Source organism: Bradyrhizobium sp. DOA9 (genome assembly GCF_000617845.2).
GTDB lineage: Bacteria > Pseudomonadota > Alphaproteobacteria > Rhizobiales > Xanthobacteraceae > Bradyrhizobium.
On record NZ_DF820425.1, the window covers coordinates 2,831,807 to 2,845,251 of the forward strand.

Genomic DNA, 13,445 nt, shown 5'->3' on the forward strand with positions numbered 1-13,445 from the left:
GCCGCTGCGGAGGGATTCTGGATTGCTTCGCTGCGCTCGCAATGACGGTGTGGATGCAGTTTGCCATCATGACACGGCCTTGCGGAGCGGGGTCACCTTGAGGTGGTCCTGGTGGTCGCCAATGGCCTTGGCGATGAAACGGGCGGTGATCGGCGTGCCGTCGTAATGCACGATCGGCACGAGCCGGACAGGATCGATGCCGTTCTCGTTGACGATGAGCTGGCGCAGCTGGCTGTCGCGGTTCTGCTCGACGACATAGACGAAGTCGTGCTCGGCGAGGAAGCTAGCAACGCTGGAGTGGAACGGGAAGGCGCGGATGCGCAGGCGGTCGAGCTGATGCCCGCGTGCCTCCAGAAGCCCGATCGCCTCGTCCATCGCCGGCGAGGTCGAGCCGAAATAGATCACGCCGTATTTGGTCGGCCGTTCCGCATTGGCCTGCAGCGGCCGCGGCACCAGGTCCTGCGCGGTCTCGAACTTGCGCACCAGGCGCTGCATGTTGTCGGCGTAGACCGTGCCTTCCTCCGAATAGCGCGCATAGCGGTCGCGCGAGGTGCCGCGGGTGAAGTAGGAGCCCTTGGTCGGATGCGTGCCGGGATAGGTGCGGTAGGGAATGCCGTCGCCGTCGACGTCGAGGTAGCGGCCGAAGTCGCGGCCTTCTTCCAGCATCTCCGCCGTCATCACCTTGCCGCGGTCATATTGCCTGGCGTCGTCCCACTTCAGCGGGCGGCAGAGCCGGTGGTTCATGCCGATGTCGAGATCGAGCATCAGGAAGATCGTGGTCTGCAGCCGCTCGGCGAGATCGAAGGCGGCGGCCGCGAACTCGAACGCCTCGGCCGGGTCCTCGGGGAACAGCAGCACATGCTTGGTGTCGCCGTGCGAAGCATAAGCGCAGGCGATGATGTCGCATTGCTGGGTGCGGGTCGGCATGCCCGTGGAGGGGCCGGCGCGCTGGATGTTCATGATCACGGCCGGGATCTCGGCAAAGTACGAGAGGCCGATGAACTCGGTCATCAGCGAGATGCCGGGGCCGGAGGTCGCGGTGAAGGCGCGGGCGCCGTTCCAGGACGCGCCGATCACGATGCCGATCGAAGCGAGCTCGTCCTCGCCCTGCACGATGGCGTATTTCGCCTTGCCGGTTTCGGGATCGTGCCGGTACTTCTTGCAATGGGCGGTGAAGGCCTCCGCCACCGAGGAGGACGGCGTGATCGGATACCAGGCGCAGACGGTGGCGCCGCCATAGACGGCGCCGAGCGCGGCGGCACTGTTGCCCTCGATGAAAATGCGGTCGCCGACCTTGTCGGACTTCTTCACGCGTAGCCCGATCGGACATTTCAGGTTCTGCAAGGCCCAGTCGCGGCCGAGATGCAGCGCATGGACGTTGGAGGAGAGCAGCTTCTCCTTGCCCTTGTACTGCTCGCCGATCAGCTGCTCGATCAGCTTGGGGTCCATGTCGAGCAGCGCCGAGAGCGCGCCCAGATAAATGATATTCTTGAACAACTGCCGCTGGCGCGGATCGGTATAGGTCGAGTTGGTGATCGCGGTCAGCGGCACGCCGATCACGGTGATGTCGTCGCGGAATTTGGTCGACGGCATCGGCTTGGTGGAATCGTAGAACAGATAGCCGCCGGGCTCGATGCCGGCGACGTCCTTGTCCCAGGTCTGCGGGTTCATGGCCACCATCATGTCGACGCCGCCGCGGGCGCCGAGATGGCCTTCTTCCGTCACGCGCACCTCGTACCAGGTCGGCAGGCCCTGGATGTTGGAGGGGAAGATGTTGCGCGGGGACACCGGGACGCCATGGCGCAGGATCGCGCGGGCGAACATCTCGTTGGCGCTGGCCGAGCCCGAGCCGTTGACGTTGGCGAAGCGGACGACGAAGTCGTTTACGCTGCTGATCGGCTTTTTGTCGGACATGTCGAACCTGCGTGGGTCATCTCGATGTAATATTTCTGCATGTCCCAGGCGCCGGTGGGACAGCGCTCGGCGCACAGCCCGCAATGCAGGCAGACGTCCTCGTCCTTGACCATCACCCGCCCGGTCTTCAGATCCGAGGAGACGTAGAGGTCCTGGTCCGGATGCAGCGAAGGCGCCTTCAGGCGCTGGCGCAGATCGGTTTCCTCGCCGTTGGCGGTGAAGGTGATGCAATCCATCGGGCAGATGTCGACGCAGGCGTCGCACTCGATGCAGAGCGAGGTCGAGAACACGGTCTGCACGTCGCAGTTCAGGCAGCGATGCGCTTCACCGAGCGCGAGCTTGACGTCATAGCCGAGCTCGACCTCGGCGCGGATGTCCTTGAGCGCAACGACCTTGTCGCGATGCGGCACCTTGTAGCGCTTGTCGGGCGAGATGTCGTTGTCGTAGCTCCATTCGTGGATGCCCATCTTCTGCGATGAGACCTGCACCTCCGGCAGCGGGCGCTCGTCGATGTCCTCGCCGGAGAGCATCTTGTGGATCGACAGCGCGGCGTCATGGCCGTGCGCGACCGCCCAGATGATGTTCTTCGGCCCGAACGCGGCGTCACCGCCGAAAAACACTTTCGGGTTGGTCGAGACGAAGGTCTTGGGATCGACCTTCGGCATGTGCCATTTGTCGAACTCGATGCCGCAATCCTGCTCGATCCAGGGGAAGGCGTTCTCCTGGCCGACCGCGACCAGCACGTCGTCGCAGGGAATGGTCTGGTCGGGGTCGCCCGAAGGCACGAGGTTACGGCGGCCCTTGGCGTCGTATTCGGCCTTGACGTGCTGGAAGGTGACGCCGATCAGCTTGCCGGCGACGTGCTTGAAGGCCACCGGGACCATGTAGTTGAGGATCGGGATATCCTCGTGGATCGCGTCTTCCTTCTCCCAGGGCGAGGCCTTCATCTCGTCGAAACCGGAACGCACGACCACAGTGACTTTCTCGCCGCCGAGCCGGCGCGCGGTGCGGCAGCAATCCATCGCGGTGTTGCCGCCGCCGAGCACGATCACGCGCTTGCCGATCTTGTCGACATGGCCGAACGACACGTTGGCCAGCCATTCGATGCCGATATGGATGTTGGCGGCGGCCTCTGTCCGGCCGGGAAGCTCGAGCTCGCGGCCGCGCGGCGCGCCGGAGCCGACGAAGATGGCGTCGTATTTCTCGGCGAGCAGCGCCTTCATGCTGTCGATGCGGTGACCGCCTTTGAACTCGACGCCGAGGTTGAGGATGTAGCCGGTCTCCTCGTCGATCACCGAATTGGGCAGGCGGAATTTCGGGATCTGCGTGCGCATCATGCCGCCCGCTTCCGGGTCGGCATCGAACACGGTGCAGTGATAGCCGAGCGGCGCGAGATCGCGCGCCACCGTCAGCGAAGCGGGACCGCCGCCGACCAGCGCAACGCGCTTGCCGTTCTTCGGACCGGGCTTCGGCAGCCGCTGCCTGATGTCGTCCTTGAAATCCGCCGCAACGCGCTTGAGGCGGCAGATCGCGACCGGATTTTCCTCGACACGTCCGCGCCGGCACGCCGGCTCGCATGGACGATCGCAAGTGCGTCCCAGGATTCCGGGAAACACGTTCGATTTCCAATTGATCATGTAGGCGTCGCCGTAGCGGCCTTGGGCGATCAGTCGGATGTATTCGGGAACCGGGGTGTGCGCAGGACAGGCCCATTGGCAATCGACCACCTTGTGAAAGTAGTCGGGGGCCGCGATGTCGGTCGGTTTCATTCCTACCCTGTCCGCGCAGGCCCAAAGACCCCGCGGCCTTTTTTGTTAGAGCTTGTTTGTCGAGCTTGGCGAGCGCTTAACGCGCTTCGATCTGGTTTCTGAATGACGTCATTGGGTTAGCTTATTAGAACCGTTCCGAAGTACAACGGCAAATTTGCGCGCTTCACCTGTTTCATGGGAGCCAAGCGCAGACAGCATTAATGCTGCGTGCGGCGCAACATCTGCTCTATCCCGTCATTGCGAGGAGCACTTGCGACGAAGCAATCCAGACTGCCTCCGCGGGAAGATTCTGGATTGCTTCGCTGCGCTCGCAATGACGGTGTTAGCGGCAGCGCAGCAATTTCCCTGGTCACCCCTGCGCGATATCGCACTTCGCGAGGTCCCACATCAGGCAGTAAGTGCCGACGGAAACAGGGAGAGGGAAGGGCGCCGCAGCCGGGCCGGTGAAGCGCTCGGCGATCACGGCCGAGACTGCGCCGACATGCGTGCCGTCGATCAGCACGAACCAGTCGCGCGCACCTTCGTTGCGCATCGCTGGAATGCCCGCCGTTGCGCCCGACAATTCGGGCTCGCTTTCGAGCAGGTGCATCGAGATGATGCCGTCGTGCGTTTCGGGCCTCAGCCTGTCTTGCAGTGCATCACGCCAGGCCGCCGCATTGTCGGGCGTCGGCCGCAGCCGCACCATGCCGAGCACAGTGCCGCGCCCGGTGCCATTGCTGATGGTGATGCGTGCGACGACGCGCAGCATGTCCTTGAAGCGCGCCATGGTCTGCCGCGACCAGTCGGTCGGGTTCGCGAGCCGCGCCTTGTAGGCGGGACTGTCGAGCACCTCTAACGTCGCGGTCGAGTACAGCGAGAGATATTTGGGATTGGCGGCATGCGCGACATAGCGCCGCGCTTCGAGGAATCCATCGATCGCGACGCGCTCTTCCAGATGCTCGCGATCGTACCAGCGGTTGAAATCGGCCTCGTCCGAAGCGTCGATGTTCATCGACGTCAGCAGCATGCCCTTTCCGGCGAGCGGCATTGTTCTTGTCCTCTCATCGCCCGATCCTCGACGCGAGGTCCGCGATCGACTTCATGACCGCATCCCTCACGCCGCCATCATAGAGCGAATGCCCGGCTTCTTCCACGATGCGAAGCTCGGAACCGGTCCAGACTTTCGCAAGGGCCTGGGATGTCGCGGGAGGACACAGCAAATCATAGCGACCTTGCACGATAATGCCGGGAACGCCGGCGAGTCTGCCCGCATTCTGCATCAGCTGGTTCTCTGTCATGAAGCTGTCGTTGACGAAATAATGCGCTTCCATGAAAGGCGTCGCCGGCAATGTGCGCCAGACGTTCAGTGCGGCCAGGTCGAGCCGCGTCCGTGCCGGCTTGTGCTCGGACAAGGTGCGCTCGGTGTCGTGCCAGGCCTTCACCGCCGGGCCATGCACGGCAGGGTCGGCATCGAGGATGCGGCGCCAATAGGCATCCACCGGTCGCTCGCGCTCTTCTAGGGGCAGCACGCTGAGGAAATCCTCGTACAGCGCCGGATGGAATTGCGACAGGCGCGAGATGAAGGCAGTCTCGACCTCCGCTCGCGTGCCGAGAAACGTCGCACGCAGCGCAATGCCCGAGACGCGCTCGGGATGCGCCTCGGCGTAAGCCAGCGCCAGCGTCGCGCCCCAGGAGCCGCCGACCACCATCCAGCGCTCGAAGCCGAACTTTTCGCGGATCGCCTCCATGTCCGCGGTCAGATGCGCGGTGGTGTTGTGCGCGCGCGATCCCTTGGGCCGGCTGCGGCCGCAGCCGCGCTGGTCGAACAGCACGGCGCAGAAACGGTCGGGATCGAACAAGCGGCGATGGTCGGGTTGGCAGCCGCTGCCGGGCCCGCCGTGCAGATAGACCGCGGGGATGCCGTCGCTGCGGCCGACGCTCTCGACATACAGCTCATGGCCGTCGCCGACGGCGAGCATGCCGGAGGTCAGCGGCGCAAAGGGATCGGTGCGTTTGGCCGCTGTGCCCGCGTCGGCGTCAGGCGTCATTCTCGGGTTCCAGGGTGCCGCCGGCAAAATTGCGATAGAGGAAGCGGCTGGTCTCGCCCTCGGCCTCGGCTTCCGCCTGCTTGAAGATGGTCTCGTGCAGCGGCGACAGCGCGCAGGCCGGGTCGGTGTTGGCGGCGTCCCCGGTCAGCGCGAAGGCCTGGCAGCGGCAGCCGCCGAAATCGATCTCGCGGAATTCGCAAGACTTGCACGGCTCCTTCATCCAGCCGGTGCCGCGATAGCGGTTGAAGGCCTCCGAATTCTGCCAGATCCAGGCGATCGAATGGTTGGAGCGCACCGACAAGAAGTCGAGCCCGGTGATGCTCTCGGCCGCATGGCAGGGCAGCACCCTGCCGGCGGGCGAGATGTTGAAGAACTGCCGGCCCCAGCCGCCCATGCATTTCTTCGGCCGCAGCGCGTAATAATCAGGCACGACATAGTCGATCGTCAGCCGGCCCTTCAGCCGCTCGCGCGCCTCCTCGACAAGGCGGGTGCATTCGTCGAGCTGCGCCACGGTCGGCATCAGCGCCGCGCGGTTCTTCAGGGCCCAGCCGTAATACTGGACATTGGCGACCTCGAGCCGGTCGGCATCGAGATCGAGCGCCATCTGGATGATGTCGGGCAGCTGGTGCAGGTTCTGCCGGTGCATCACTGCGTTCACGGTGAGCGGCAGGTCGAGCTCGCGCGTCCATTTCGCCACTTCGAGCTTCTTGCGGTGGCCGCCCTTGTAGCCGGCAACGCGATCGGCGAGCCCTTCCTCGATGCCCTGGAACGAGATCTGCACATGGCAGAGCCCGGCATCCGCGAGATCGCTGAGCTTCTCGCGCGTCAGCAGCACGGCCGAGGTGATCAGGTTGGTATAGAGCCCGGTGTCGCTCGCATGCTTGACCAGCTCGACGAGGTCCTTGCGCGCGGTCGGCTCGCCGCCGGAGAAATGCACCTGGAGCACGCCGATCTCGGCGAGCTCGCTCAGCACCTTCTTCCACTCGTCCGTGGTCAGTTCCTTAGCCGAACGGTCGAGCTCGACCGGATTGGAGCAATAGGGGCATTGCAGCGGGCAGCGATGGGTGATCTCGAGCAGCACCGCGAGCGGGATGCCGAACGTCTCCGCCGTCGAGCGCTGCTTCTCCAGCACCGCGAGGCTGTCGCTGGGCGGGATGGTCACGTCGCTCATGACGTCTTCTCCCTGATCTCGGTGAGAAAGCCCTTGTCGGCGAGATCCTGCAGCATGGCGATGACGTCGGCCAGGATCGCCTCGCGCGGCGCGGCGTACTTTGCGGCAAGCTGATCGGCGACGTCGCCGACATTGCGCTCGCCGTTGCAGAGCTGCAAGACCTCGACCGCGATCTCGTCCGGCGCCAGCACGCGCTCCGGCGCCAGGATCACCCAGACTTTTCGCGTTTCGTCATATCTGAGCTTGGCATGCCGCGGCAGCACGGGGCGGCTTGCCTCGCTGACGCTGATATTCCGCGGCCCGGCCATCGATCTTCCTCTTAACTCGCTTTGGGCACGAACGCGCCCGGCGGAATGTGACCCTCGACATAGGCGTGCTGGAGCGCATCCAGCTGCACCCATAACACGTTGGTCTTGAAGATCAGCGCATTGCAGACCTGCGCGCGCTGCTCCGGCGTCGTGGCGTGCCTCTTGACATAGTCCAGCGCGAAATTCGCATCGCGCGGCGCCTGGGTCAGGCGGCGCTTGAAGTAGCTCATGGTGTCGGGGTTGACGAAGTCGTAATGCTGCAACATGCCGGCGATGCGCTCTTCATGGATGCTCGGCGCGAACAGCTCGGTGAGCGAGGAGGCGATCGCCTCCAGCGGGCTCTTCTCACGGCAGTAATGGACGTAGGCTTCCACCGCGAAGCGCGTCGCCGGCAAAATGCCTTCGGTGGATTCGACGTAAGCGGTGTCGAGGCCGAGGCCTTCGGTCAGCTTGATCCAGCGCTCGATGCCGCCCTCGCTGCCGACGTCGCCATCATGGTCTTCGATGCGATGGCGCCATTCCAGGCGCGTGGCGCGGTCGCGGAAGCGCGAGATCACCACCGCATCCTTGATCGGGATCGTGCTCTGGTAATAGTAGCGGTTCAGCGCCCAGGCCTGCACCTGGCCCTTGTTCAGCTTGCCGCCATGCAGCAGCTTATGGAACGGATGCAGGCTGTGATAGCGCGTGGCGCCGATGTGGCGCAGCGTCGCCTCCAGCTCCTCGGCCGAGTTGAGCCTCAAATCCTTGCCGATCGAGAGTGCGGTCATTCCAGTCAGTGATGCGGTCGTCACAGCACGATCTCCGTTCCGTCCGCGGGGATCTGCCAGCCCGCCTCCTCAGTGATCTTGCGCTCGGGCGAGCCGGGCAGAAGCGCCGGATTCGAATTATTGATATGCAGAAACAGCTTCCTGTCGATATTGAGGTCGGCCAGCCGCGCGATGGCGCCGTCCTCGCCGGACATCGCGACATGGCCCATGCTCTTGCCGGTCTTGTGGCCGAGCCCGGCCCTGATCATCTCGTCGTCGCGCCAGACCGTGCCGTCGAAGAACACCAGCGACGCGCCGTCGATCTCGGCCTTCAGCGTATCGGTCACCTCGGCGCAGGCCGCGATGAAATAGAAGAACTTGCCCGTGGCCTTGTCGGTGATCTTCAGGCCCAGCGTGTCGCCGTCGCCGCTCTCGCCGCCGGGATGCACCTTGCCTTCGAGATACCAGGCCGACTTGCCCGGCACGGCAAAGGGCAGCACCTCCAGGCCGGAGCGGGTGCCGTCGGGCAGCCGCGGCTCGAACGGCTCGCGGATCGCGATCGGCTGGCGCCGCACGTTCTTCTCGTTCAGAACATCGAAGATGCTGTTGGTGCTGAGGATCGCCAGCACCTTCTCGTGCGCATAGACCGTAAACGGCGAGCCTTCGCGCATCGACAGCAGGCCCGCGACGGCATCGACTTCGCTGTTGGTCAGGATCACGCCCGCAACCGGCGTGTGGCGCAGCGCGCCCGCCTTGGGGTGCAGCTGCGGCGTAGCATTCAATTGCTGGCGAAGATCGGGGGAGGCGTTGATCAGGAACCAGTGCTCGCCGTCGCCGCTGAAGGCGACCGAGGCCTGAGTTCGAAAGAGCTCATGTCCATTCGCACGAGCCGCGCGGCAGCCTTCGCAGCCGCAATTCCACTGCGGAACTCCGCCGCCGGCCCCGGCGCCCAGGACGACGACGCGAAGCATGATCCGTCTCCTGGAGGCGAATTGGCGAGGTGGATCTCAGGCCGAGACAAGTTTCAGACAAGGCTTCTGTCTGCCCGAAACGTATCGTGACCAAGAACCACCTGCGCAGAACGCGTTTCCGCCAGCCGCTTACTTGCGGGTGGCGCTCACATACATGTTGATTTCCATGCCGCAGGGCACTTCGACGATCTTCGGGGCTTTCCAGGCCATTTGGCTCTCCATTCTTCGAAAATTCGGACGTATCCGCCCGCAGATAAATTAGTGCGGGCGGAGAACTTCGCCAGTGAAATTTTCCCGACCTAGGTAGTAGGCTGCGGGAATTGTTGCACTGCAAAGATGGCGTATTGCGGCCGCAAAGATGAGCGGATCAGATACGCAAAATTGCCGATAGGTCGTGATCCCTGTCGGGATAAACCAGTTGTGAGTATGGACCGGCTTCTCATCGGCGACAGACGACCCCATTGGATCAGGCATGCCCAGATATTTCTTCAACACCCGCATTGGCGACGAACTGATCGTGGATCCTGACGGCGAGGACCTGCGCAATCCCGATCGCGCCTGGGAGGTCGCGCGCCAGATGATCCTCGAGGTCGTGAAGTCGGAAGGAACCCAGCCGGCGCTGCTGGAGGCGGTCATCGAGGTCACCGATTCCGACGGCGAGATCGTGCTGGAGTTTCCCTTCACCGAGGCGCTGCTCGACATGCCGGACCAGTCCGCGACGAGGCATTAGGGGGCCTCCCCAACTCTCTCCACGTCATTGCGAGCCAACGGGTCCGCGCGAAGCGCGGCCCGATGACAGGCTCCGCGAAGCAATCCAGAATCCCTCCCCGGAGGCAGTCTGGATTGCTTCGTCGCAAGGGCTCCTCGCAAAGACGGAGAACCACCGGCGCCAAACCCGCCCTTCACCCCCGCGAAATCCGCATGGCTTTGCCCCGTTCCCGGCGCTAAAAGACGCCGGTCATACGGAGCAAGCCATGCAAGATCTCTGGCGCCTGTCGGCCGCCGACCTCGCCACCCTCGTCAGGTCCAAAAAGGTGTCCGCCAGGGAGGCCGCCAAGGCCGGCCTCGCGCGGCTCGATGCCGTCAATCCCCAGCTCAACGCGGTGATCGACCACCGGCCCGAGGACGTGCTCAAGCAGGCCGATGCCGTCGATGCCGCAATTAGCCGGGGCGAGAATCCCGGCGTCCTCGCCGGCGTGCCCGTCACCATCAAGGCCAATGTCGACCAGGAAGGCTTTGCCACCACCAACGGCCTCAAGCTGCAGCGCGACCTGATCGCGCGCGAGGACAATCCGGTCGTCGCCAATTTCCGCAAATCGGGCGCCATCCTGCTCGGCCGCACCAATTGCCCGGCCTTCTCCTATCGCTGGTTCACCACCAATCTGGTCCATGGCGACACCAAGAACCCCCGCGACCCCTCGCTGACGCCGGGCGGCTCCTCCGGCGGCGCCGGCTCGGCGGTCGCGGCCGGTATCGGCCACATCGCCCACGGCACCGACATCGCCGGCTCGATCCGCTATCCCGCCTATGCCTGCGGCGTGCACGGCCTGCGCCCGACGCTCGGCCGCATTCCCGCCTTCAACCCGGCGCTGCCGGAGCGGCCGATCGGGCCGCAGATCATGGCGGTGTCGGGCCCGCTGGCGCGCACCGTCAACGATCTCAGGATTTCGCTCGAAGCGATGTCGGCCCGCGACATCCGCGATCCCTGGTTCGTGCCGGTGCCGCTGCAAGGCCCGACACGGGACAAGCGCGCCGCGCTCTGCCTCAATCCGGGCGGGCTTGCCACCGCGCCGGAGGTGAAGGCGGCGGTGAGCGATGCCGGCAAGCGGCTGGAGCGCGCCGGCTGGACCGTCGATGTGATCGAGGACACGCCGCCGATGCGCGAGGCGGTGGAATGGCAAATCAAGCTCTGGCTCGGCGACGGCTATGAGGCGCAGCTGGAGATGGCCGAGCGCGAGGGCGATCCCGGCGCGCTGGCCTGCCTGCGCGGCAACCGCGCCAGGGTTACGCCGATGGACCAGGCCAACTACGCCAAGGCGCTGACCCGACGCGCCACGCTGACCCGCGACTGGATGTCGTTCTTCGAAAAATACGCCGTGCTGCTGACGCCGGTCTCCGGCGAACTGCCGTTCCCCGATCATCTCGACTGCAAGGACGAGGACTCCTTCAAGCGCGTCTGGGAAGCGCAGCTGCCGCAGATCGCGATTCCCTTCATGGGCCTGCCGGGTCTCGTCGTCTCCACCGGTCTCGTCGGCAAGGCGCCGGTCGGCGTACACATCGTCTCCGGCCGCTATCGCGAGGATCTCTGCCTGCTCGCGGGCGAGGCGATCGAGGCCGGCGGCGTGCCGCCGTCGCCGATCGATCCCGTGGGCTAGCGATGACCGCCATCTACGACTTCAAGGCCAACTCGCTGGCCGGCGAGGAGGTCGCCCTGCGGCGTTTCGAGGGGCAGGTGCTCTTGATCGTCAACACTGCGAGCAAATGCGGCTTCACGCCGCAATATCGCGGCCTCGAGGATCTCTATCGCGACCTCTCGTCACGCGGCTTCTCGGTGCTCGGCTTTCCCTGCAACCAGTTCGGCGCGCAGGAACCGGGACAGGCGAGCGAGATCCAGGAGTTTTGTTCGACCCATTACGACGTCACCTTTCCCCTGTTCGCGAAGATCGACGTCAACGGGCCGAAGGCGCATCCTCTGTACGAGTACCTCAAACACCAGCAATCCGGCCTGCTAGGGGCTTCCATCAAATGGAATTTCACCAAATTCCTGGTGGACCGTGCCGGCAAGGTGGTCGCGCGTTACGCGCCGACCGCCCGGCCCGAAGGATTGCGCAACCAGATCGAAACATTGTTGTGAGCGAGACAATCATGAGCGACGAATTCCCGGACCGCCTGTCGGTCGACCCGAACAGCCCCTATTACAACGCGGACATCCTGTCGCGCGACGTCGGCATCCGCTTCAAGGGCATCGAGAAGACCAATGTCGAGGAGTACTGCATCAGCGAAGGCTGGGTCCGCGTCGCCGCAGGCAACGCCAAGGACCGCTACGGCAACCCGCTGACCATCAAGGTGCACGGTCCGGTCGAGCCGTATTTCAGGGACAAGAAATAGCTGAGCGCGCGTCGCTCCTCGTCATTGCGAGGAGCGCACACTCTCTCCTCGTCTTTGCGAGGAGCCCTTGCGACGAAGCAATCCAGAATCTTTCCGCTGCGGCAGTCTGGATTGCTTGGTCGCTTCGCTCCTCGCAATGACGACGACAACCACCGAAAGCCACCCACATGTCCGTCCGCATCGTCGACGTCCGCGAGATTACAAAACCGATCTCCTCGCCGATCCGCAACGCCTATATCGACTTCACGAAGATGACGACCAGCCTCGTTGCCGTCGTCACCGACGTGGTGCGCGACGGCAAGCGCGTCGTCGGCTACGGCTTCAACTCCAACGGCCGCTACGGGCAGGGCGGCCTGATCCGCGAGCGCTTCGCCGCGCGCATCACGGAGGCCGATCCGAAGTCGCTGCTGAACGCATCCGGCGACAATCTCGATCCCGACAAGGTCTGGGCCGCGATGATGACCAACGAGAAGCCGGGCGGCCATGGCGAGCGCTCGGTCGCGGTCGGCACCATCGACATGGCGGTGTGGGACGCGGTGGCGAAGATCGCAGGTCTACCGCTGTTCCGCTTGCTCGCCGAACGCCACGGCCTCACCGCCAATCCGCGCGTCTTCGTCTACGCCGCCGGCGGTTACTATTACCCCGGCAAGGATCTCTCGATGCTGCGCGCCGAGATGCGCGGCTATCTCGATCGCGGCTACAACGTCGTCAAGATGAAGATCGGTGGCGCGGATATCGCCGAGGACCGCACCCGCATCGAGGCGGTGCTGAAGGAGATCGGCAAGGACGCGCAGCTCGCCGTCGACGCCAACGGCCGCTTCGACCTGGAGACCGCCATCGCCTACGCCAAGATGCTGCGCGATTATCCCTTGTTCTGGTATGAGGAAGCCGGCGATCCCCTCGACTACGCGCTGCAAGCCGCGCTCGCCGAGTTCTATCCGGGTCCGATGGCGACCGGCGAGAACCTGTTCAGCCACCAGGACGCCCGCAATTTGATCCGTTACGGCGGCATGCGCCCCGATCGCGACTGGCTGCAATTCGACTGCGCGCTGTCCTATGGCCTGTGCGAATACCAGCGCACGCTTCAGGTGCTGAAGACCCACGGCTGGTCGCCGAGCCGCTGCATCCCCCACGGCGGCCACCAGATGTCGCTGAACATCGCCGCCGGTCTTGGGTTAGGTGGCAACGAGAGCTACCCCGACCTGTTCCAGCCCTATGGCGGCTTCCCCGACGGCGTCCGCGTCGAGAGCGGCCACATCACCATGCCCGATCTCCCCGGCATCGGCTTCGAAGGCAAGTCCGACCTCTACAAGGAGATGAAGGCGCTGGCGGAGTAGCCCGATCGTCGCCCCACACTCCGTCATTGCGAGCGCAGCGAAGCAATCCAGAATCCCTCCGCGGAGACAGTCTGGATTGCTTCGTCGCAAGGGC

14 protein-coding genes are annotated in these 13,445 nt (G+C 64.5%); 5 read left to right on the forward strand and 9 right to left on the reverse strand.

Annotated features, from left to right (window positions below; all coding sequences use genetic code 11):
• Positions 1 to 66 precede the first annotated feature (66 nt).
• The 9 genes from BDOA9_RS13185 to pqqA all read right to left on the reverse strand — a co-directional run bounded on the left by BDOA9_RS13185 (position 67) and on the right by pqqA (position 9,116).
• Complete coding sequence (locus BDOA9_RS13185; RefSeq protein ID WP_025034409.1) at positions 67 to 1,914, reverse strand: 2-oxoacid:acceptor oxidoreductase subunit alpha; 1,848 nt, start codon at positions 1,912 to 1,914, stop codon at positions 67 to 69.
• A complete protein-coding gene (locus tag BDOA9_RS13190) occupies positions 1,884 to 3,683 on the reverse strand; it encodes an FAD-dependent oxidoreductase (RefSeq protein ID WP_025034410.1) in 1,800 nt (599 codons plus the stop codon). Before BDOA9_RS13190 ends, BDOA9_RS13185 begins: the two co-directional genes overlap by 31 nt.
• 349 nt (positions 3,684 to 4,032) lie before the next feature.
• Positions 4,033 to 4,710, reverse strand: coding sequence for a DUF4286 family protein (locus tag BDOA9_RS13195; RefSeq protein ID WP_025034411.1), 678 nt, complete (start codon positions 4,708 to 4,710; stop codon positions 4,033 to 4,035).
• Positions 4,711 to 4,723: 13 nt separating this feature from the next.
• The gene (gene pip, locus BDOA9_RS13200) at positions 4,724 to 5,710 is read right to left on the reverse strand and encodes a prolyl aminopeptidase (RefSeq protein WP_025034412.1); all 987 of its coding nucleotides are present in this window, start codon (positions 5,708 to 5,710) and stop codon (positions 4,724 to 4,726) included.
• Complete coding sequence (pqqE, locus tag BDOA9_RS13205; RefSeq protein WP_025034413.1) at positions 5,700 to 6,881, reverse strand: pyrroloquinoline quinone biosynthesis protein PqqE; 1,182 nt, start codon at positions 6,879 to 6,881, stop codon at positions 5,700 to 5,702. The genes pip and pqqE overlap by 11 nt, the downstream gene beginning before the upstream one ends.
• A complete protein-coding gene (pqqD, locus tag BDOA9_RS13210) occupies positions 6,878 to 7,189 on the reverse strand; it encodes a pyrroloquinoline quinone biosynthesis peptide chaperone PqqD (RefSeq protein WP_025034414.1) in 312 nt (103 codons plus the stop codon). The genes pqqE and pqqD overlap by 4 nt, the downstream gene beginning before the upstream one ends.
• Before the next feature lie 11 nt (positions 7,190 to 7,200).
• Positions 7,201 to 7,956 carry a pyrroloquinoline-quinone synthase PqqC gene (pqqC, locus tag BDOA9_RS13215; RefSeq protein ID WP_042336029.1) on the reverse strand — a complete coding sequence of 252 codons (756 nt, stop codon included), beginning with the start codon at positions 7,954 to 7,956 and terminating at the stop codon, positions 7,201 to 7,203.
• Between the two features lie 20 nt (positions 7,957 to 7,976).
• Positions 7,977 to 8,906 carry a pyrroloquinoline quinone biosynthesis protein PqqB gene (gene pqqB, locus BDOA9_RS13220; RefSeq protein ID WP_025034416.1) on the reverse strand — a complete coding sequence of 310 codons (930 nt, stop codon included), beginning with the start codon at positions 8,904 to 8,906 and terminating at the stop codon, positions 7,977 to 7,979.
• Positions 8,907 to 9,035: 129 nt separating this feature from the next.
• Positions 9,036 to 9,116: a pyrroloquinoline quinone precursor peptide PqqA gene (pqqA, locus tag BDOA9_RS13225; protein ID WP_007595659.1), complete on the reverse strand. Its 81-nt coding sequence runs from the start codon at positions 9,114 to 9,116 to the stop codon at positions 9,036 to 9,038.
• A gap of 262 nt (positions 9,117 to 9,378) precedes the next feature.
• Between pqqA and BDOA9_RS13230 the strand changes: the two genes are divergently transcribed.
• The 5 genes from BDOA9_RS13230 to tarD all read left to right on the forward strand — a co-directional run bounded on the left by BDOA9_RS13230 (position 9,379) and on the right by tarD (position 13,351).
• Positions 9,379 to 9,636 carry a DUF6894 family protein gene (locus BDOA9_RS13230; protein WP_025034417.1) on the forward strand — a complete coding sequence of 86 codons (258 nt, stop codon included), beginning with the start codon at positions 9,379 to 9,381 and terminating at the stop codon, positions 9,634 to 9,636.
• 244 nt (positions 9,637 to 9,880) lie between these two features.
• Positions 9,881 to 11,281 (forward strand): amidase family protein, encoded by a 1,401-nt coding sequence (locus BDOA9_RS13235; protein WP_025034418.1) that lies wholly within the window; start codon positions 9,881 to 9,883, stop codon positions 11,279 to 11,281.
• A gap of 2 nt (positions 11,282 to 11,283) precedes the next feature.
• Entirely contained in the window at positions 11,284 to 11,760 is a 477-nt protein-coding gene (locus BDOA9_RS13240; RefSeq protein ID WP_025034419.1) for a glutathione peroxidase, read from the forward strand.
• Between the two features lie 11 nt (positions 11,761 to 11,771).
• Positions 11,772 to 12,014, forward strand: a complete 243-nt coding sequence (locus BDOA9_RS13245) for a DUF3297 family protein (protein ID WP_035688291.1) — start codon at positions 11,772 to 11,774, stop codon at positions 12,012 to 12,014.
• Positions 12,015 to 12,181: 167 nt separating this feature from the next.
• Positions 12,182 to 13,351 (forward strand): D(-)-tartrate dehydratase, encoded by a 1,170-nt coding sequence (gene tarD / locus BDOA9_RS13250; RefSeq protein ID WP_025034421.1) that lies wholly within the window; start codon positions 12,182 to 12,184, stop codon positions 13,349 to 13,351.
• Positions 13,352 to 13,445 lie beyond the last annotated feature (94 nt).